This window comes from uncultured Methylobacterium sp., from assembly GCF_964244095.1.
GTDB lineage: Bacteria > Pseudomonadota > Alphaproteobacteria > Rhizobiales > Beijerinckiaceae > Methylobacterium.
Genome location: NZ_CAXTHR010000002.1, coordinates 53,549 through 72,843, shown reverse-complemented (window position 1 = coordinate 72,843; position 19,295 = coordinate 53,549). Strand labels below are relative to the sequence as shown.

The 19,295-nt window shown below is 73.8% G+C and carries 14 protein-coding genes; 9 read left to right on the top strand and 5 right to left on the bottom strand.

The window, feature by feature from the left end; all coding sequences use genetic code 11:
- Nucleotides 1–3: 3 nt before the first annotated feature.
- The gene (locus ACFE86_RS00775; RefSeq protein ID WP_375453410.1) at nucleotides 4–477 is read right to left on the bottom strand and encodes an SRPBCC family protein; all 474 of its coding nucleotides are present in this window, start codon (nucleotides 475–477) and stop codon (nucleotides 4–6) included.
- 273 nt (nucleotides 478–750) lie between these two features.
- Here ACFE86_RS00775 and ACFE86_RS00770 point away from each other — a divergent pair, with 273 nt between their 5' ends.
- The 6 genes from ACFE86_RS00770 (at nucleotide 751) to ACFE86_RS00745 (ending at nucleotide 11,773) form a co-directional block, all read left to right on the top strand.
- Nucleotides 751–6,051: an alpha-2-macroglobulin gene (locus ACFE86_RS00770; protein ID WP_375453409.1), complete on the top strand. Its 5,301-nt coding sequence runs from the start codon at nucleotides 751–753 to the stop codon at nucleotides 6,049–6,051.
- A gap of 177 nt (nucleotides 6,052–6,228) precedes the next feature.
- Nucleotides 6,229–8,271, top strand: coding sequence for a penicillin-binding protein 1C (gene pbpC / locus ACFE86_RS00765; RefSeq protein WP_375453418.1), 2,043 nt, complete (start codon nucleotides 6,229–6,231; stop codon nucleotides 8,269–8,271).
- A gap of 274 nt (nucleotides 8,272–8,545) precedes the next feature.
- Nucleotides 8,546–9,274, top strand: a complete 729-nt coding sequence (chpT, locus tag ACFE86_RS00760) for a histidine phosphotransferase ChpT (RefSeq protein WP_375453408.1) — start codon at nucleotides 8,546–8,548, stop codon at nucleotides 9,272–9,274.
- Nucleotides 9,275–9,370: 96 nt separating this feature from the next.
- The gene (locus ACFE86_RS00755) at nucleotides 9,371–10,222 is read left to right on the top strand and encodes an AAA family ATPase (RefSeq protein WP_375453407.1); all 852 of its coding nucleotides are present in this window, start codon (nucleotides 9,371–9,373) and stop codon (nucleotides 10,220–10,222) included.
- 49 nt (nucleotides 10,223–10,271) lie between these two features.
- Nucleotides 10,272–11,252, top strand: coding sequence for an aldo/keto reductase (locus tag ACFE86_RS00750; RefSeq protein ID WP_375453406.1), 981 nt, complete (start codon nucleotides 10,272–10,274; stop codon nucleotides 11,250–11,252).
- Nucleotides 11,252–11,773 (top strand): histidine phosphatase family protein, encoded by a 522-nt coding sequence (locus ACFE86_RS00745; RefSeq protein ID WP_375453405.1) that lies wholly within the window; start codon nucleotides 11,252–11,254, stop codon nucleotides 11,771–11,773. The genes ACFE86_RS00750 and ACFE86_RS00745 overlap by 1 nt, the downstream gene beginning before the upstream one ends.
- A 58-nt stretch (nucleotides 11,774–11,831) precedes the next feature.
- On the opposite strand, the gene ACFE86_RS00740 is transcribed toward ACFE86_RS00745, so the two are convergent.
- Nucleotides 11,832–12,827, bottom strand: coding sequence for an alpha/beta hydrolase (locus ACFE86_RS00740; protein ID WP_375453404.1), 996 nt, complete (start codon nucleotides 12,825–12,827; stop codon nucleotides 11,832–11,834).
- A gap of 166 nt (nucleotides 12,828–12,993) precedes the next feature.
- Here ACFE86_RS00740 and ACFE86_RS00735 point away from each other — a divergent pair, with 166 nt between their 5' ends.
- Nucleotides 12,994–13,482, top strand: coding sequence for an Hsp20 family protein (locus ACFE86_RS00735; RefSeq protein ID WP_375453403.1), 489 nt, complete (start codon nucleotides 12,994–12,996; stop codon nucleotides 13,480–13,482).
- A 374-nt stretch (nucleotides 13,483–13,856) separates the two neighbouring features.
- On the opposite strand, the gene ACFE86_RS00730 is transcribed toward ACFE86_RS00735, so the two are convergent.
- Together ACFE86_RS00730 and ACFE86_RS00725 are read right to left on the bottom strand one after the other, a co-directional pair.
- On the bottom strand, nucleotides 13,857–14,627 hold the full coding sequence (locus tag ACFE86_RS00730) for a restriction endonuclease (protein WP_375453402.1): 771 nt from the start codon (nucleotides 14,625–14,627) through the stop codon (nucleotides 13,857–13,859).
- A 154-nt stretch (nucleotides 14,628–14,781) separates the two neighbouring features.
- Nucleotides 14,782–15,264: a MucR family transcriptional regulator gene (locus ACFE86_RS00725; RefSeq protein WP_375453401.1), complete on the bottom strand. Its 483-nt coding sequence runs from the start codon at nucleotides 15,262–15,264 to the stop codon at nucleotides 14,782–14,784.
- Nucleotides 15,265–15,740: 476 nt separating this feature from the next.
- On the opposite strand from ACFE86_RS00725, the gene ACFE86_RS00720 reads away from it, so the two are divergent.
- Both ACFE86_RS00720 and ACFE86_RS00715 read left to right on the top strand, forming a co-directional pair.
- Entirely contained in the window at nucleotides 15,741–15,893 is a 153-nt protein-coding gene (locus ACFE86_RS00720; protein WP_375453400.1) for a hypothetical protein, read from the top strand.
- 37 nt (nucleotides 15,894–15,930) lie between these two features.
- Nucleotides 15,931–18,606, top strand: a complete 2,676-nt coding sequence (locus ACFE86_RS00715) for a bifunctional acetate--CoA ligase family protein/GNAT family N-acetyltransferase (protein WP_375453399.1) — start codon at nucleotides 15,931–15,933, stop codon at nucleotides 18,604–18,606.
- 118 nt (nucleotides 18,607–18,724) lie between these two features.
- Here the strand turns inward: ACFE86_RS00715 and ACFE86_RS00710 are convergent, their stop codons facing one another.
- A complete protein-coding gene (locus tag ACFE86_RS00710; protein WP_375453398.1) occupies nucleotides 18,725–19,258 on the bottom strand; it encodes a Dps family protein in 534 nt (177 codons plus the stop codon).
- Nucleotides 19,259–19,295: the final 37 nt, after the last annotated feature.

Below are 19,295 nucleotides of genomic sequence, written 5' to 3'. Positions count from 1 at the left end.
CGGCTACCTGGACTTGTCGGCGATCGCCTTCAGCCCCGACTCGTAGATGCCGGAGATCGCGTCCTGCGCGACGGTGTCGGGGACGCCCTTGGCGCCGAAGCTCCCGCTCCAGCTCACCTTCGAGCCGGTGCCCTCCGGGGCGACCGCGATCGTCGAGGTGTAGTCGGCGACCGGCAACGGCCCCTGCACGAGGGTGTAGGTGTAGCGCATCACCTTGTCGTCGCGGGAGACCTGCGCCTCGACCAGGGTGCCGCCGCCCTTGAGCGAGAGGGTGCGGAGCTTCATCCCGTCCTTCTCGGAGGGCGCGCAGGTCTCGATCGCCGGGTGCCAGTCGCCGATGCCGCAGAACTCGCCGATGGTCTGCCAGACCTTGGCGGGCGGGGCGGCGACGTCGATCGACTTCACGACCTCGATGGCGTGGCCCGGCACCGTGCCGGCGACGAGCGCGAGGACGGGCAGGACGAGGGTCCGGATCATGGCGTTGCGTCTCCGACGGATGGTGCGCGCGCCGGAGACCGCTCCGGCGCCGGCCCTCTCGGGGGCAGGCACGAGCTAGGCCCCGCGCGTCGCCGTGGCAATGGCGGGACGCGTCGCGCGCCGGAGAGCAGGCCGGCGCGTCGTACCCGATCGCATCCGCCATTGCCGCGCCCGCGGCAGGTGCTACCGTCCGGCCGAAGGCTGCCGACGTTCGCGAATCGCCGTCCCCCTTGGGGCCGGCCTCCGAGGCGGCGTTGCGCAAGGGGCGGGGCAATGGCGCGATCGTCGAGGTTCGGGCTCCGGGTCGGGGTGCTGGCGGGCCTCTGTCTCGTCGCGGCGCCATCGGCGGCGCAGGCGCAGACGCCCGCCGCGCGGACCGTCGCGAAGCCGGCGGCGGCGTTTCCGAGGCCATTCGTGCGCGAGGGGCTGGCGAGCGCCGCCGTCCGGCTCGAAGCGTCGCTGAAGGGCGAGGCGGGGGCATCCCTCAAGCCCGCCGCGCAGGCCCGGCGCGCCGCCGAGGCGCTGCTCGCCGGGGAGAAGGCGGCGGACGCCGTGCCGCTCTTCACCGCCGCGGTCGCGGCCGACCCCTCCGACGCGCAAGCCTGGCTCGGCTACGCGCGGGCCGCCGACGCGGTCGCGGGCGACGACGAGAACAAGGACGACGCGGGCCGCGCGCGCCTGCGCGCCCGTGCGCCGGCGGCCGCCTACCAGGGCTACCAGCGCGCGAGGACGGCGGCCGAGGCGGGCCAGGCCCTGGCGCTGCTGGGCGCGATCCAGGCGGGGCAGTCCGCGTGGCGCCCGGCGCTGGAAGCCTACGCGGCGAGCCTGGCGCTGAGCGAGGCGCCCGCGGTGCGCGAGACCTACGAGGCCTTGCGCGCCGAGCACGGCTTCCGCATCCTCGACTACAAGGTCGATTCGGACGCCGCCGCGCCGCGGGTCTGCTTCACCTTCTCGGAGGCGGTCGCCGCGAAGGCCGACTTCTCGCCCTTCGTCGCCGTCTCGGGCGCGACCAACGCCGCGGTCACCGCGGAGGGCGCCCAGGTCTGCGTCGACGGGCTGAGGCATGGCGGACGCTACGCCTTCGTCGTGCGCCAGGGCCTGCCCTCGTCGGTGGGCGAGACGCTGCTGAAATCGGCCGATTACGAGGTCTACGTCCGCGACCGCGCACCCCAGGTGCACTTCACCGGCCGCAACTACGTCCTGCCGCGCACGGGCCAGGCCGGCGTGCCGCTGGTCTCGGTCAACGCGCCCCGGCTCGACGTGGAAGTGCTGCGCATCGGCGACCGCGGGCTCCTCCCGTCCCTGCGCTCGGAGGAGTTTCTCGGCCAGCTCAACGGGGCGACCGCCAAAACCATCGCCGAGCAGAAGGGCGTGCGGGTGTGGAAGGGGACGCTCGACACGGCCAAGGTCGAGCTCAACCAGGAGGCGGTCACCGCCTTCCCGGTGCTCCAGGCGGTGGGGAAGCTCGAGCCCGGCATCTACGTGATGCTGGCCCAAGTCAGCGGCACCGCCTCGGCCTCCGAGGGCGAGGACGGCTACGAACAACAGGCGACGCAGTGGTTCGTGGTCTCGGATCTCGGGCTCACCGCCTTCAAGGGCCGCGACGGCGTCCACGTCTTCCTGCGCTCGCTCGCCAGCGCGAAGGTGGTGCCGGACGCCGAAATCCGCCTGATCGCCCGCAACAACGAGGTTCTGGCGACGAAGAGGACCGACCGACAGGGTCATGCCGCCTTCGACCCAGGGCTGGCGCGGGGCGAGGGCGGCATCGCGCCGGGGCTCGTGGTGGCGCAGGTCGGCGACGATTACGGCTTCCTCGACCTCGCGCTCGCCGCCTTCGACCTGACCGACCGCGGCGTGAAGGGCCGGGCCGACGCGGGCGCGATCGAGGCCTACGTGTTCCCCGAGCGCGGGGTCTACCGCTCGGGCGAGACCGTGCAGATCACCGGCCTGCTCCGCGACGGCCAGGGCCGGGCCGTGCCGGGCTTAGCCTTAACCCTGGTGGTGAAGCGACCGGACGGGGTCGAGTACCGCCGGGTCTCGGTGGCCGACCAGGGGCTCGGCGGCCGTTCGCTGTCGCTGCCGCTGCTGTCGGGCGCGATGCACGGCACGTGGCGGATCGCGGCCTTCACCGACCCGAAGGCGCCCGCCGTCGGCGAGGCGTCGTTCCTGGTGGAGGATTACGTCCCCGAGCGGCTGGAGGTGACGCTGAAGCCCGAGCGGCCGGCCCTGCGCAAGGGCGAGGCGGCCCGCGTCGCGGTCGCCGTGCGCTACCTCTACGGCGCGGCCGGTTCCGGCCTCGACGTGTCGGGCAGCGTCACCGTGCAGGCGGCCGCGACCAGCGGCATCAGGGGCCTGGAGGGCTTCTCGGTCGGCCTCGACGACGAGGCGGTGGAGGCGAGTACGCAGGAGATCGAGGCGCACGCCACCACCGACGCCGGGGGCGAGGCGGTGGTGACGGTCCCGGTGCAGGCGCTGCCCGCGCCGCGCCCGGTCGAGGCGCGGATCACGCTCGCGGTCGGCGAGCCCGGTGGCCGGGCGCTGTCGCGCAGCCTCACCCTGCCGATCCTGCCCGACGGCCCGGTGCTGGCGATCCGCAAGGGGTTCTCCGACGACCTTCCCGTCGGCGGCACAGCGGGCTTCGACGTGGCCTTCGCCCGGCCGGACGGGACGCGGCTGGCGCAGGCGGGCGTGACCTGGACCCTGTCGCGCCTGGAGCAGACCTACCAATGGTACCGCGCCGACGGGCGCTGGTCGTTCGAGCCGGTGAAGGCGGTGCGCCGCGTGGCCGACGGCACCCTCGACCTGAAGGCCGACGCACCCGGAAAGGTCGCCGCCGCGCTCGGCTTCGGCAGGTACCGGCTGGAGGCGGGCGTGCCGGGGCAGCCCGCGGCCGCGGCGAGCGTGACGTTCAGCGTCGGCTGGGGCGGCTCGGAGACGGCGGACGTTCCCGACCTCCTCGACCTCACCCTCGACAAGGCGGCCTACGCCGCGGGCGACACGCTCCGCGCGCGGCTGAACCCGACGTTCCGCGGCACCGCCACCGTCGCGGTGGTGAGCGACCGCATCCACGACGTGCTCGACGTGGCGGTGCCGGAGGGCGGCGCCACGGTGGAAATCCCGGTCAAGCCCGAATGGGGCGCCGGCGCCTACCTCGTCGCCACCGCCTACCGGCCCCTCGACCAGGCGGCCAGGCGCCTGCCCGGCCGGGCGCTCGGGCTGGCGTGGTTCTCGGTCGATCGCGGCGCGCGGGCCCTGACCGTCTCGGTGGACGCCCCCGAGAAGGCCCGCCCGCGGCAGGACCTCACCCTGCCGATCCGCCTCGCGGGCCTCCGGGCCGGCGAGGCGGCGCGGGTCACGGTGGCGATGGTCGATGTCGGCATCCTCAACCTCACCCGCTACGCGGCGCCGGACCCGGTCGGCCACTTCCTCGGCCAGAAGGCGCTGGGCTACGAGGTCCGCGACCTCTACGGATACCTGATCGACGGGATGCAGGGCACGCTCGGCGCGATCCGCTCCGGCGGCGACGGGGCGGGCGGCGAACTGGCCGATTCCCCGCCGACCCAGGCGCCGCTGGCGCTCTATTCGGGCGTCATCGCCGTGGCGCCGGACGGCAGCGCGCGCGTCACCTTCCCGGTGCCCGCCTTCAACGGCACGGCGCGGGTGATGGTCACCGCCTGGAGCGGCACCCGCGTGGGGCAGGCCAGCGCCGACGTGATCGTGCGCGATCCGGTGGTGGTCACCGGCACGCTGCCGCGCTTCCTCAACGCCGGCGACCGCTCGCGCGTCTTCCTGGCGCTCGACAACGTCGAGGGGCAGGCGGGCGACTACACGGTCGATCTCGACCTGTCCGGCCCGGTGCTGGTCGGGGCGCAGGCCGTGCATACGGTGATGCGGCTGGAGGCCGGGGCGAAGGGGCAACTCGTCGTGCCGATCACCGCCGCCGGGCCGGGCCTCGCGCGGCTCGACCTGAGCCTGTCCGGGCCCGGCCTGCCGGGCGGCGTCGGCCAGAGCTTCGCCCTCGCCGTCTCGCCCGGCACCGGCGCGCTGGTGCGGCGCGCGGTGCGCACGCTGGCGCCGGGCGCGAGCCTGGAGGTCTCGGGCGACCTGCTCTCCGACATCCTGCCCGGCACCGGCACGGTCTCGCTCGCGGCGTCCGCGCTCCCGGGGATCGACGTGCCGGCGCTGCTGCTCGCGCTGGACCGCTACCCCTACGGCTGCTCCGAGCAGGTGGTGAGCCGGGCGCTGCCGCTGCTCTACGTCAACAGGCTCGCGGCGCAGGACAAGCTCGCGCTCGACGACACGGTGGACGCCCGCGTGCGCGAGGCGATCGAGCGGGTGCTGTCGCGCCAGGATTCGAGCGGCGATTTCGGCCTGTGGTCGGCCCAAGGCGGCAACGACCTCTGGCTCGCCGCCTACGTCACCGACTTCCTGACCCGCGCGCGCGAGCGAGGCTTTGCCGTACCGCAGGCGGCGTTCGCGCAGGCGCTCGACCGCCTGCGCAACGCGGTCGCCAACACCACCGAGGTGCGGGACGGCGGCACGGATCTGGCTTATGCCGCCTACGTGCTCGCGCGCAACGGCCGCCCGGTGATGGGGGACCTGCGCTACCTCGCCGACACCAAGCTCGCGGCGTTCTCCACGCCCTTGGGCCGCGCGCAGATCGCGGCGGCGCTGGCGCTGCTCGGCGACCGCGGCCGCGCCGCCAGGGCGATGGACGCGGCGCTCGACGCGCTACGCTCCGACCGCGACCGGCAGAGCTACCGTGCCGATTACGGCTCGCGCCTGCGCGACGGCGCCGGGCTGCTGGCGCTCGCCGCCGAGACCGGTTTTTCGCAAAGCGCGCTCAGCCCCGTCTCCGCGGTGCTCGGCGAGGAGCGCGCGTCGGGCCGCCCGACCAGCACCCAGGAGAACGCCTGGATGGTGCTCGCCGCCCAGGGGCTGGCCAAGGAAGCCGAGGCGCTCGCCTTCACCGTCGACGGGGTGGCGCAGGCCGGCCCGCTCGCGCGCAGCTACGGGGCGGCGGCGCTCGACGCGCGCCCAATCCCGGTCGTCAACACCGGCCGCGCGGCTGTGCAGGTGGTGGTCGGCGTCTCCGGCAACCCGGTCGCGGCGGAGCCGGCCGAGTCCCGCGGCTACGCGATCGAGCGGACGTATCATCGCCTCGACGGCGCGGCGGTCGACCCCGCCCGCGGCATCCGCCAGAACGACCGCCTCGTGGTGGTGCTGAAGGTGACGGAAGCCAAGGCCAGCGCCGGTCGCCTGCTGCTCGTCGACCGCCTGCCCGCGGGCCTGGAGATCGACAACCCGAAGCTGCTCGATGCCGACGCGCTCACCGGGCTGGCGTTTGCCAAGAGCGACGTCCAGCCGGTCCACACCGAGTTCCGCGACGACCGGTTCGTGGCCGCCTACGACCGAAGCCCGGAGCAGTCGGCCTTCTTCACCGCGGCCTACACGGTGCGCGCTGTCTCGCCGGGCACCTACGTGCATCCCGGCGCCACGATCGAGGACATGTACCGGCCCGAGCGTTTCGGACGCACGGCGTTCGGCTCGGTCGAGATCGGGGCGGCGAAGTAGGTGGCGACACGCGCGCCTCTCCCTCCCCCCTTTGCGGGGGAGGGTGGCCCGCGAGCTAAGTCGGGAGAGGGGAGCGACCTCTCCGGATACGGCGCTCCCCTCTCCCGACCCTCGCTGACGCAAGGGCCACCCTCCCCCGCAGAGGGGGGAGGGACCGCGCGCCGCTTGGTGGGCGTCATCGCAATCGCGGTCGCACTCCCCCTCCTCGCCCTCTGGTGCTTCGCCGCCGCCCTCCCGCCCCTGGACCTGACGCAGGCGAGCCTTCGCTCCACCATCGTCATGGACAGAAACGGCACGCTGCTGCGCCCCTTCGCCACCGCGGACGGGCGCTGGCGGCTGCCGGTGAGCCCCGCGGCGGTCGATCCGCGCTTCCTCGCGATGCTCGCCGCCTACGAGGACCGCCGCTTCGCGAGCCACCCGGGCATCGATCTGGCGGCGACGTTGCGGGCGGCGTGGCAATGGCTCGCGCACGGGCGGATCGTGTCCGGCGGCTCGACCCTGTCGATGCAGGTCGCCCGCCTCGTCGAGCCGCGGCCTGGGCGCTCGCTCGCGGCAAAGCTTCGGCAGATGGTGCGCGCCGTCGAACTGGAGCGGCGGCTGGGCAAGGCCGGGGTGCTCGAACTCTACCTCGCGCTCGCCCCCTACGGCGGCCCGGTCGAGGGCGTGCGGGCGGCGGCGCTCGCCTATTTCGGTCGCGAGCCCGCCCGGCTGTCGTTTGCCGAATCCGCCCTCCTGGTCGCCCTGCCGCAGGCCCCGGAGGGCCGCCGGCCGGACCGGTTCGCCGCCAAGGCCCGCCGGGCACGGAACCGTGTTCTCGACATCGCCGCGTCGCGCGGCGTGATCAGCGGTGCGGAGGCCGCCGCCGCCAAGGCCGAGCCGATGCCGCAGGTCCGTGAGGCGTTTCCGATGGTGGCCGCGCACGCCGCCGAGGAAGCGGTCGCGGCCGACCCGGGCGCGTCCGTCATCCGCCTGACGCTGGACGGCCGGCTCCAGGCGGGCCTGGAACGGCTCGCCACCGAGCGGGCGGAGGCCGCCGGCCCCGGCCTGTCGGCGGCGATCCTGGCGCTCGACAACGCGACCGGCGCGGTGCTGGCCCAGGTCGGCAGCGCCGGCTACCGCGACACGAGCCGGCGCGGCGCCATCGACATGACGCTGGCGGTGCGCTCGCCGGGCTCTGCGCTGAAGCCGTTCATCTACGCGCAGGCGTTCGAGGCGGGGCTGGCGCACCCCGAGACGCTGCTCGACGACCGCCCGGCCCGCTACGCGGCGAGTTACGCGCCCGAGAACTTCGACCTGACCTACCAGGGCACCGTCACGGCGCGGCGCGCGCTGCAACTGTCACTCAACGTGCCGGCGGTGGCGCTGATGGAGGCGGTCGGCCCCGCCCGCTTCGTCGCGCGCCTGCGGGCGGCCGGCGCCGCGATCCTGCTGCCGCGCGACGCCGCGCCCGGCCTGCCGGTGGCGCTCGGGGGCTTGGGCATCACGCTCACCGACCTCGCGCGGCTCTATGCCGGGCTGGCGCGCGGCGGCGCGGTGCCCGACCTGTGGCACCGGGCCGACCGGGTCCCGCCGTCCACGCCGTCGCGGGCGGTCGCGGAGCCGGTGGCGGCGTGGTACGTCGCCGACATCCTGCGCGGCGCTCCCCCGCCGGAGAACGCGCTCTCCGGCCGCATCGCCTACAAGACCGGGACCTCGTTCGGCTACCGCGACGCCTGGGCGGTCGGCTTCGACCGGCGCGTCACCATCGCGGTCTGGGTCGGGCGCCCGGACGGCGCCGCGGTGCCGGGCCTCGTCGGGCGCACGGTCGCCGCGCCGATCCTGTTCGACGCGTTCTCCCGCTTCGGCGGCGAGCCCGAGCCGGTGGCGCGAGCCCGCGACGCGCTCGTCGCCACCACCGCCGGCCTGCCGCCGCCCCTGCGCCACATCCGCAGGGACGCGCCGAGGACGCTCGAGGCTACCAACACCGCGCCCCTGAAGATCGCCTACCCGCCGGACGGCGCCCGGATCGACCTCGGCCTGTCGGAGGAAGGCCCGCGCCCCGGCCTCGCCCTCAAGGCGCTGGGCGGGGTGCCGCCGCTGACCTGGATGGTCGGCGGCCAGCCGGTGGCTGATTCCGCCCGGCGCCAGTCCGAGTGGCTGCCCGACGGCGCCGGCTTCGCGCGGATCTCGGTGCTCGACGCGACGGGTGCAAGCGACAGCGTGGTCGTGCGGATCGAGTGATCGTCGGAAGCCCTGGTCGGTTCTCGACGGATGCGGGTTCTTCCGGGAGCGACGCGCACGCTCCTGCGCGGGACCCGGGACCGGGGGATACGCATCTCACCCGACCCGGGACTCGTACCTTCCAACCTCCGTTTGCGGGCGTCCGAAGCCGTCCGCCGCGGCCCGTAACGCTTTGCAAAGCCCGACGTGGCGTCTATCCGTGCGGGCAAGGCCGCGCCGGCGGCCGGCCGCCGAGTCCGCGTCGCCGAACATCAAAAAACGCCCGGAGCGTGCCATGATCCCCGTGACCCTCGACGCGCTCGACCTCTCGGCGCTGCTGTGCTCCCGCGTCTGCCACGACGTGATCAGCCCCGTGGGCGCCATCGTCAACGGGCTCGAGGTGCTTGAGGACGACAACGACGCGTCGATGCGCGAGTTCGCCCTCGACCTGATCCGCAAGAGCGCGCGCCACGCCTCGGCCCGGCTGCAATTCGCCCGGATCGCCTTCGGCGCGGCGGGATCGGCCGGTGCCTCGATCGATCTGGCCGACGCCGAGAAGGTCTCCCGCGGGATGTTCGCCGACGAGAAGACGCAGCTTGCCTGGAGCGCGCCGGTGGCGCTCTACCCGAAGAACAAGGTCAAGCTGCTGCTGAACCTCGTGATGATCGCCACCGGCGCGATCCCGCGCGGGGGCCTGCTCGACGTCAAGGTCGCGGGTGACGGCGAGGCGCCGACCCTGGTGCTCACGGCCAAGGGTTCGCACGCGCGCATCCCGCCGCACGTCGAGGCGCTGATCGCCGGCACGCCGGAGAACGGCGCGGTCGATGCCCACGGCATTCTGCCGTACTATGCCGGCCTCGTGGCGCGGGCCGCGGCGATGGACGTACGCTTTACCATCGACGGCGACACCGTGACGATCCGCTGCGAGCCGGTCGCCACCACGGTGGCGCCCGGGACGGGGCGCCCGAGCTCCGAGGATGCCCGCCCCTCCGACAGCGAGCCGTCCGACACCGCGCTCGCCTGAGCGGCGATGCCCGCGCGGGACGGCGCCCGTGTTGTCCGCGCTCCGCCTTCGCCGTATGTCCTGTGACGAACGCGCCGCCCAGGACACCCACGCCCGATGCGATTCACCGGCACCGACTCCTACGTCGCGACGCCCGACCTCACGGCGGCTGTCAACGCCGCAATCGTGCTGGAGCGCCCGCTGCTGGTGAAGGGCGAGCCCGGCACCGGCAAGACGGTGCTCGCCGAGGAGATCGCCAAGGGGCTCGGCGCCAGGCTGCTGGTGTGGAACGTCAAGTCGACCACCAAGGCGCAGCAGGGCTTGTACGAGTACGACGCGGTCTCGCGGCTGCGCGACTCGCAGCTCGGCGACCCGCGCGTCTCGGAGATTTCCAACTACATCCGCCGCGGCAAGCTGTGGGAGGCGTTCACCGCCACGACGCGCCCGGTGCTGCTGATCGACGAGATCGACAAGGCCGACATCGAGTTCCCGAACGACCTGCTGACCGAACTCGATCGCATGGAGTTCTTCGTCTACGAGACAGGCGAGACGGTGCGCGCCGAGCGCCGCCCAGTCGTCATCATCACCTCGAACAACGAGAAGGAACTGCCGGACGCGTTCCTGCGCCGGTGCTTCTTCCACTACATCGCGTTCCCTGACGCCGAGACGCTCGCGCGGATCGTCGAGGTGCATTACCCCGGCATCAAGCACCGCCTCGTCGAGGAGGCCCTGCGGGTGTTCCTGGAGACCCGCGCGGTGCCGGGCCTGAAGAAGAGGCCCTCGACCTCGGAACTTCTGGACTGGCTCAAGCTCCTCGTTTCCGAGGACGTGTCGCCCGAGACGCTGCGGGAGCGCGACGGAAGAAAGCTGATCCCGCCGCTGCACGGGGCGCTGCTCAAGAACGAGCAGGACGTGAGCCTATTCGAGAAGCTCGCCTTCATGATGCGGCGCGAGGGGCGGGGCGGCTGAGCGGCCGGCCGACCCTGGCCATCCGGCTTCGCGCGCCCAGATAGGCCGCATGAAGATGAAGAAGCTCGGCCGCACCGGCCTCGACGTGTCCGCCCTGTGCCTCGGCTGCATGACCTACGGTGTGCCCGACCGCGGCCCCCATCCCTGGACGCTGCCGGAGGAGGAGAGCCGGCCGCTGATCCGGCAGGCGCTCGACCTCGGCATCAACTTCTTCGATACGGCGAACTACTATTCCGACGGCACCAGCGAGGAGATCGTCGGCCGGGCACTCCGGGATTACGGCGACCGCGACAGCCTCGTCGTCGCGACGAAGTGCTACTTCCCGCTCACGTCCCAGCCCAATGCCGGCGGGCTGTCGCGCAAGGCGATCTTCGCCGCGATCGACGCCAGCCTGACGCGGCTCGGGATGGAGTACGTCGACCTCTTCCAGATCCACCGCTGGGACTACGACACGCCCATCGAAGTCACGCTGGAGGCGCTGCACGACGTGGTGAAGGCGGGCAAGGCCCGGACGATCGGCGCCTCGTCGATGTACGCGTGGCAGTTCGCCAAGGCGCTGTTCACCGCCGACCTCAACGGCTGGACGCGGTTTGCGACGATGCAGAACCACGTCAACCTGCTCTACCGCGAGGAGGAGCGCGAGATGCTGCCGCTGTGCCGCGACCAGGGCATCGCGGTGCTGCCGTGGAGCCCGCTCGCCCGCGGGCGGCTGACGCGCGATCCGGACGCCACCACCGCGCGGCAGGACAGCGACGACGTCGGCCGCGGCCTCTACGATGCGGCGGCCGCGGCCGACCGCGCGATCATCGCCAAGGTCGCCGAGATCGCGGCCAACCGCGGCGTGCCGCGCGCGCAGGTGGCGCTCGCCTGGGTCGCGGCCAAGCCCGAGGTCGCCGCCCCGATCGTCGGCGCCTCGAAGCCCGGCCACCTGACCGACGCCGCCGCCGCCCTCGACCTCGTGCTCACCGCCGACGAGACCGCGGCGCTGGAGAGCCTGTACGCACCCCATCCGATCGTCGGGTTCTCGTGATGCGCCGCCTGCTGCTGCTGCTGCGCCACGCCAAGGCCGACCGGCCGCCGGGCGTGCCCGACCTCGACCGACCGCTCGACGCGCGCGGCCGGGCGGCGGCGCCACGGATGGGCGCCTACCTCGCCGCGGAGGGCTTGCAGCCCGACCTTGCCCTGATCTCACCGTCGCAGCGCACGCGGGAGACCTGGGAGGCGGCGGCCGAAGCTCTGGGCGGGGTCCCCACTCAGATCGTGCCCGCGATCTACGAGGCCGCGCCCGAGGCGCTGCTCGACGCGGTCCGCGCGGCGCCCGCCGAGGCCGGGACGCTGATCCTGGTCGGCCACAACCCCGGCATCGAGGCGCTGGCCGACAGCCTCGTCGCGAGCGGCCCGCGGGAGGCGCGCAACCGGCTCGCGGGCGGGTTCCCGACCGCCGCCCTCGCGGTGATCACGTTCGCGGGAGAGGACTGGAGCGCGGTCGGCCGGACCGGCCGCCTGGAGCGGTTCGTGCGGCCCAAGGATCTCGGGGCCGGGGCGGATTGAGCGGTCGGCGCGGGGCCGCCCGGTCCCGCGCCCGCACGATCGTGCGGCGGCACGCCCCTCACGCCGTCGCGGAGGCCGCAGCCCGGCGCTCCGCGGCCTCCGGCGCGCGCACGGGACTGCCCGGCACGAAGGCGTCGAAGGCGGCCCAGAAGTCGGCGCGGATCGCGTCGCGCTCGGACAGGATCTCGTGGCGGGCATCGGGCAGCACGAGGATGTGGCCGGCCTTGAGGCGCGCGGCGAACCGCTCGGCGGCCGGCGTGCTGCACACCGGGTCGGCGCCGGCGGCGACGATCAGCGTCGGCGTGGCGATGCGCGGCGGCACCCGCGGATCGGCCAGCCGCGCGGTCGCCCGGAAGGCCGCCGCCGTCCAGGCGATGGTCGGGTCGCCCACCGCGCCCGCCCCCACCGCCTCGGCGGCCGCGGCGTTGCGGGCGTAGCGCGCCGGATCGCGCGAGAGCCGGTTGTTCGGATAGGGCTTCGTCGCGATCGAGGTCGGGCCGCCGCCGGGGATATAGCGGCTGCCGAGGCCGAGCCGCCGCAGCGCCCGCGTCGCCACCGCGGCGAAGGCCGGCCAGCGCACCATCCGGATCGACAGCATCGGCGCCACCGTCACGATCCGCCGGAACGGCAGCCAGCCCTCCAGCGCGCCGGTGAGCGCGACGCAGCCGCCCGTGGAATGGGCGAGGCAGACATGCGGGTCCGGCATCAGCGGCACCAGCACCGCGTCCCGGATCGCCAGGAGGTCGAGGCGGTAATCGTCGAAGCTCTCGACGTGGCCCTTGTGCGGGTCGTCGACCCGCCGGTCGGAGGCACCCTGGCCGCGCCAGTCGAAGGCGACGACGGCAAAGCCCCGGGCGCGGAGTTCGCGGATCGTCTCGTAATACTTCTCGATGAACTCCGCCCGCCCCTGGAGCAGGCAGACCGTGCCCTTGCAGGTCCGCGCCGTCGGCTGCCAGCGTGCGGCGCGAAGGGTGCAGTCGTCGCTCGTCCCGACCGTCATCACCGTGCCGCCGGGCGGCACCGGGTTCCCGGGGGTATCCGCCAGGGTCAGCATCGCGGCATCCGGTCGCACCCCGTGATCCGCGGGTCGGGCTCTTGAACGCATGCGGCCCCCTGCCGATATTCGGGTCGTGCCGGCCGATCAGGCGGCACGAGACCGGTCCGGCCCTCGGGCGGACCATAGCCTCAACCGGCATGTTGCTCCACGGAGGATATGTTCCATGCGTCAGTTCGATCTCGCCCCCCTCTACCGTTCCACCGTCGGCTTCGACCGCCTGTTCTCGGCCCTCGACCAGTTCGTGGCGACCGACGCGGTGCCGACCTACCCGCCCTACAACATCGAGCGCACCGCCGAGAACGCCTACCGCGTCACCATCGCGGTGGCGGGCTTCACCGAGGCCGACCTCTCCATCGAGATGAAGGAGAACGCGCTGACCGTGAAGGGCGAGCGCCAGGCCGACCCGGCCAAGCGTACGGAGATCCTGCACCAGGGCATCGCCGCGCGCGGCTTCGAGCGCCGGTTCCAGCTCGCCGACTACGTCCAGGTGACGGGTGCGGTGCTGGAGAACGGCCTCCTCCACGTCGATCTCGTCCGCGAGATCCCCGAGGCGAAGAAGCCCCGCCGCATCGAGATCGCCACGAACGGCGCGCGCCGGGCGCCGGCGATCGAGGGTCAGGCCTCCGAGCTCGGTGTGCGGAAGGCGGCGTAACCGCTCCGGCGGGCCTTCGACCGCGTCTGCGATGAAGTGAATCCACGCGCGCCCCGGCCTTACAGGCCGGGGCGTTTTCGCGCCTGGGGCAGCGACCCGCGGCGGTCGCGAACCCACGGCCGTCATCGGGACGGAACGCCTCCCGGTGAGGCGCGGGTCCGGGATGCCGAGTTCGGCGCGCAGGGTCGCGGCACACCGGAACGCGCTCGGAGGCCGCCGGTCGTCGTGCGATCGATGGCGCCGCCGCATCACGGCATCGCCGCCAGCCCGGACGATGCCGATGCGCGATGCCGAACGGAGCCCGCTCGGAACGAGGCCGCCTGCGGCACGCGGCCGGTCCCGGGCTCGCCGGCAGGGGCGACGGACCCGCCAGCTCACGCGTGCGCGGCGCGGGCGCCGCGTACCGGGCGGAGATCGTCGAGGTCGTCGTGGTGCAGCAGCAGCACGCCGGTCGCGGCGGCGAGCTTGCGGGCGGCCGGGGTGAAGCCGGCGTTCGAGACGACCGCCGCCATGTCGCCGGACCAGTAGCGCGCGGCGGCGGCGGCCTCCTGCACCGCGGCGTTGCCGACCGGCCGGCCGTAACGCTTGCACTGGACCACGAGGCGGGTCGTGCCCTGCTCGGCGACGATGTCGGCGCCCTGGTCGCCGCTCGCGGGCGTCGGGTGCGTCCGCCAGCCGGCCCGGCTCAGGCGCGCGGCGCAGAAGGCTTCGTAGCGCACGCCGTCCTCCGGCGCCCCGTCCTCCTCCGGCAGGGCGACGGACGCCGCGATGCCTTCGACGATCGCCAGGATCTCGTCGCGCCGGACCTCGGCGAGGTCCGAGAACCCGTGCGCCGCCAGGTCCGGCACCACCGTGCGCGCGACGAAGTAGTCGCGCTCGCGCAGCCAGCCGTCGCGGACGTGGTTGCCGTAGGCGTCGCGGAAGCTCTCCTGGCGTCGCCGCAGGGCGAGCGTCCGGGCGTGGCGCCGGCCGAGGCGGCGCACGCGGGCGCGGAAGCGCCGCGGCCGGCCGAGGTGGCGCAGCAGCACGAAGCCGAGCGCCGGGCCGGCGAGCGCGAAGCCGGCGCGCCCGTACCAGAGGCACGCGCCGCCGCCGACCACCGCCGTCCAGAACAGGCGGGCCACCAGGCTGGGCTGGCCGGGCATGGATGACGCCTCACGCTGCCGGCTCCCCGCGGGCCGGACCTCATGGACAGCCATCGCACCGGGCCCTGCCCGATCCCTGAATCCGCCGCGCGGGCTGGCCGAAAAGCTGTGGACGCGCCCGCCCTGATCCGCGCGCGCCCGCAGACCGGTTCGTTCAGGCCCCGGCCGAGGCGCCGGCGCGGCGCGGGGCGGGCGGTGCCTCGGCCTCGACCGGGGCCTTCGCGCGGGCTTTGCGCCGTTTCTGGCCGAGGCCCATGTTCCTGGCGAGTTCGGAGCGGGCGGCGGCGTAGTTCGGCGCCACCATCGGATAGTCCGCCGAGAGGTTCCACTTGGCGCGATACTGCTCGGGCGTCATGTCGTAGCGGGTGCGCAGGTGGCGCTTGAGCGACTTGAACTTCTTGCCGTCCTCCAGGCAGACGATGAAATCGGGCATGAGCGAGCGTTTGATCGACACCGCCGGCGTCGGCGCCTCGACCTTCACCGGGGCGGCAGCGCCGGAGAGCCGGGTCAGCGTGGCGTGGACCGACCCGATCAGCCCGTGCAATTCCGGAACCGGGATGGCGTTCTCGCTCACGAAGGCCGACACGATCTCCACGGTCAAGGCAATGTAGTCCGGCGCGCCGTCGTCGGTCGTCATCGATCATTTCCCCGTGCGCATTGAATCGGCCTGAGCGGCATCAGCGCGACGCAAGCGAAGGCAAACTTCGGCCGAGCCCAGCATGTCCAAGCGAGACGATCATGGTGTCTGACATCCAAACGCGGGACGCAAGGTCTGTTTTCGTGTTCCCGCAGTTTAACGACTGCGTGGGACACGCAGCATAGGATCGCCGCTGCGGGATACGAGGCCGATCCGGGGCCTCGCTCGTCCCGGTTCCACTGACAAAGGCCGGCGCCTAGGCGGCCTTAGCCTCGGAAGTCGCGGGCATGTTCGGCCGAGGTGTGCCGGCCCGTGCCAATACCTTCGCCGTGATGCAGCCTGGGATTGAAGTCTCCACGATCGCCGCACTGCGCCGGCCTTCAACCTGCAGCCCTCCGCAACGCGGGTTCGGAACCGCGGTCGCTCGGCCGCGTTCGGCCGTCACGGACGTCCCTCGTCATGTAGGCGGACTGATCATGCAGGCGGACTGGATCAGCATCGAACGGGTCGCGCTGGATCGCGGCATCACCGTCCCGGCCGCCCTGGCGCTGGCCGAGCGGATGAACTGGCCGCGGGTGTTCCCCACCCACGAGACCCTGGTCCTCGCCCCGCCGCCGGGCCGGGCCTGACCCGCGGGACCGGGTACCCGGACCCTCCGGGCCGGGCGTGAGCACCTACCGCTTCGACGCCCTGCTGAGGCCGCGCTCGATCGCCGTCGTCGGCGCTGGCGAGCGTGCCGGATCGCTGGGACGCGCGGTCCTCGACAACATCCGTGCCGCCGGGTTCGCCGGTCCGGTCCGGCCGGTCAACCCGCGGCACGCCGTCGTCGATGGCCTGCCCTGCGTCGCGCGGATCGCCGACCTCGACGCGGTGCCCGACCTCGTCGTCGTCGCGAGCCCCCCGGCGAGCATTCCGTCGGTCGTCGCCGAGGCCGGGCGGGCGGGTGTCGGCGCCGCGATCCTGCTGACCGCGTGCCTCGGCAGCGGCCCGGACGATCCGGGCCCGCGCGCGAAGACGATCGCGCGGGAGCACGGCCTTCGCCTGCTCGGGCCGGACAGCGCCGGCCTCGCCGTGCCGGGCCGGAACCTCAACGCCAGCCTGTTCGCCCGCGCCCCGGCGCCGGGCGACCTCGCCCTCGTCTCGCAATCGGGCACGGTGGCCGGCGCGATCGTCGAGTGGGGCGCGCGCCACGGCGCCGAGTTCTCGGCGGTGATGGCACTCGGCAGCGCCTGCGACGTCGACATCGCCGACTGCCTCGACCATTTCGCGAACTGCCTGCGCACCCGCGCCATCCTGCTCTGCCTCGGCGGCGTGAGCGATGCCCGCCGCTTCATGTCGGCGGCACGCGCCGCCGCCCGCACCAAGCCGGTGGTGGTCCTGCGGGCCGGCCGCCACGCCCGCGACGGCCGCACCCCGGAGACCCATACCGGCGCGCTGGCCAAGCCCGACGCGGTCTACGACGCCGCCTTCCGCCGGGCCGGGCTGCTCGCGGTGCCGGACCTCGACGCGATGTTCTCGGCCGTCGAGACGCTCGGCCGGCAGCGCCCGTTCCGGGGCCAGCGCCTCGCGATCCTCGCCAACGGCCGCGGCATCGGCCTGCTCGCCGCCGACCGGCTGGCCGACCGGGGCGGCACGCCGGCCGATGGCGGCGGCACGGATCTCGGCATCGGGGCCGACGGGGCCGCCTACGCGCAGGCGCTGGCGCCGATGCTCGCGGACCGGGCGAGCGACGCGGTGCTGGCGATCCACGTGCCCACCGCCCGCTCGGACGCAGCCTCGGTGGCGCGGGCGGTCGCCGACACGGTGGCGCAGGCGCGCGAGGGACAGGCGCAGAAGGGACAGGCGCGCAGGAAACCCGTCTTCGCGGTGTCGTACGGCGAGGCGGCCGGGGCGATCCTGGCGCGCGCCGGCATCCCGAACTTCTCCGGCGAGTCCGAAGCGATCGACGGCTTCCTCCACCTCGTGCGCTACCGCGAGGCGCAGGACGACCTGATGCGCACGCCCGATTCCCTGCCGCGCGACTTCGCGCCGGACAGGCAGGGCGCCGAGGCGATCGTTGCGGCCGCGCTCCGCGCGGGCGCGGCGTGGCTCGATCCCGTCGCGGTCTCGGGGCTGCTTACCGCCTACGGCATCGCCACCGTGCCCCTGACGCTCGCCCCCGACATCGACGCGGCGGCGGCGGCGGCGTGGCCGATCATCGCCGGCGGCGGCGCGGTGGCGCTGAAGCTCGTCTCGCCGGACGTGGTGCACAAGTCCGACATCGGCGGGGTACACCTCGACCTCACGAGCGAGCAGGACGTGCGCGACGCCGCGCGCGCGATCCTGGCCCGCGCCCGGCGCGAGCGGCCGGACGCGCGGGTGACGGGCTTCGCGGTGCAGCCGATGGTGCGCAGGGGGCAGCGCCGCGAGCTGATCGCCGGCCTGGCCGAGGACCCGGTCTTCGGCCCCGTGGTGGTGTTCGGCCGCGGCGGCACCGCGGTGGAGGTGATCGACGACCGGGCGCTCGGCCTGCCGCCGCTGGATCTGGCGCTCGCGGGCGATCTCATCGCCCGCACCCGCGTCGCGCGGCGGCTGTCGGCCTATCGCGACGTGCCGGCCGCCGACGTCGGCGCCATCGCGCTGACACTGGTGAAGCTCGCCCAGCTCGCCGCCGACCTGCCGGCGGTGCGCGAGCTCGACATCAACCCCCTGCTCGCCGACGAGCACGGCGTCCTGGCGCTCGATGCCCGCGTCCGCCTCGGGGCCAGCGCCAAGTGCGCGTCGGGCGGCCATCCGCGCTTCGCGATCCGCCCGTACCCGTCCGAATGGGTGCGGACGCTGCGGCTGCAGGGCCGTACCGTCGCGGTGCGGCCGGTGCGCCCCGAGGACGAGCCGACCTTCCGCGTGTTCTTTGCCGGGATCGACCCGGAGGACGTGCGCCTGCGCTTCTTCGCCCCCGTGCGCGACTTCAGTCACGCCTTCCTCGCCCGCCTGACCCAGCTCGACTACGCCCGCGCCATCGCCTTCGTCGCGCTGGCGGCCGACGCGGCCGCGGGCGGCGGCGAACGGATGCTCGGCGCGGTGCGGCTGCACGCGGATGCCGACGGGGTCGCGGGCGAATACGCGATCCTCGTCCGCTCGGATGCCCGCGGCACCGGGCTGGCGCTCGCCCTGATGGGCCTGATGCTCGACTGGGCCCGCTCCGAGGGCATCCGCTTCGTCGAGGGCACAGTGCTGGCCGAGAACCGGGCGATGCTTACCGTGTGCAAGCGGCTCGGCTTCGTGCAGGCGCGCGACCCGGAGGATATGGGGGTGGTGAAGGTGCGGCTGGAACTGGAGGTCGCGTCCCCGGCCGATCCATGAGCACCGCGTCCTCGCAGGGCGCGCCTATCGCGTGCGTACTCCGATGGAGCCGGAAAGGTCGCCGGCGCGGGCGGCCATGAAAAAAGGCCCCGCACCGGTCGGTGCGGGGCCGTCGGCGTCAGTGGCCGCCGTCGCTGGCGTTGCGGGTGGATTCGTAGAGGAACCATGTCCGCTCCTCGGACTGATCGATCCACTCCTCCAGCTTCGAGGTGGTCGCGACGTCGTCGGCCTCGTCGGTGACCGCGTGCAGGTCGCGCATGTTGGCGGTGAGCGCCTTGTTGTCGTCCCGCAGCTCCTTGAGCATGTCCAGCGGCGAGACGTACTCGGCGTCGTTGTCGGGGACGCGGGTGAGCGACTTCGCCTGTCCGAGCGAGCGCAGCACGGTGCCGCCGATCTTGCGCGCGCGCTCGGCCGCGTCGTCGATGATCGCGAAGATCTGCTCGGCCTGCTCGTCGAGCAGCAGATGGTAGTCGCGGAAGTTCGGCCCGCTCATGTGCCAGTGGAAGTTCTTGGTCTTGATGTAGAGCGCGAACAGGTCCGAGGTCAGGACGGTGAGGCCCTCGGCGATCTTGCGCGCGTCGTTCGGGTCGAGGTCGGTCGGGGTGTTGAGGCGGTCGCTCTCGATGCGGCTGCCGGGTTTGGCCTTCGCCATGGGGTCGCTCCGTTCGGAAAATCGCGGGGGTTCGCCG

Coding starts and splice junctions, on each gene's coding strand:
- ACFE86_RS00775 (WP_375453410.1), bottom strand. CDS start 477: ATGATCCGGACCCTCGTCCTGCCCGTCCTCGCGCTCGTCGCCGGCACG.
- ACFE86_RS00770 (WP_375453409.1), top strand. CDS start 751: ATGGCGCGATCGTCGAGGTTCGGGCTCCGGGTCGGGGTGCTGGCGGGC.
- chpT (WP_375453408.1), top strand. CDS start 8,546: ATGATCCCCGTGACCCTCGACGCGCTCGACCTCTCGGCGCTGCTGTGC.
- ACFE86_RS00755 (WP_375453407.1), top strand. CDS start 9,371: ATGCGATTCACCGGCACCGACTCCTACGTCGCGACGCCCGACCTCACG.
- ACFE86_RS00750 (WP_375453406.1), top strand. CDS start 10,272: ATGAAGATGAAGAAGCTCGGCCGCACCGGCCTCGACGTGTCCGCCCTG.
- ACFE86_RS00745 (WP_375453405.1), top strand. CDS start 11,252: ATGCGCCGCCTGCTGCTGCTGCTGCGCCACGCCAAGGCCGACCGGCCG.
- ACFE86_RS00740 (WP_375453404.1), bottom strand. CDS start 12,827: ATGCTGACCCTGGCGGATACCCCCGGGAACCCGGTGCCGCCCGGCGGC.
- ACFE86_RS00735 (WP_375453403.1), top strand. CDS start 12,994: ATGCGTCAGTTCGATCTCGCCCCCCTCTACCGTTCCACCGTCGGCTTC.
- ACFE86_RS00730 (WP_375453402.1), bottom strand. CDS start 14,627: ATGCCCGGCCAGCCCAGCCTGGTGGCCCGCCTGTTCTGGACGGCGGTG.
- ACFE86_RS00725 (WP_375453401.1), bottom strand. CDS start 15,264: ATGACGACCGACGACGGCGCGCCGGACTACATTGCCTTGACCGTGGAG.
- ACFE86_RS00720 (WP_375453400.1), top strand. CDS start 15,741: ATGCAGGCGGACTGGATCAGCATCGAACGGGTCGCGCTGGATCGCGGC.
- ACFE86_RS00710 (WP_375453398.1), bottom strand. CDS start 19,258: ATGGCGAAGGCCAAACCCGGCAGCCGCATCGAGAGCGACCGCCTCAAC.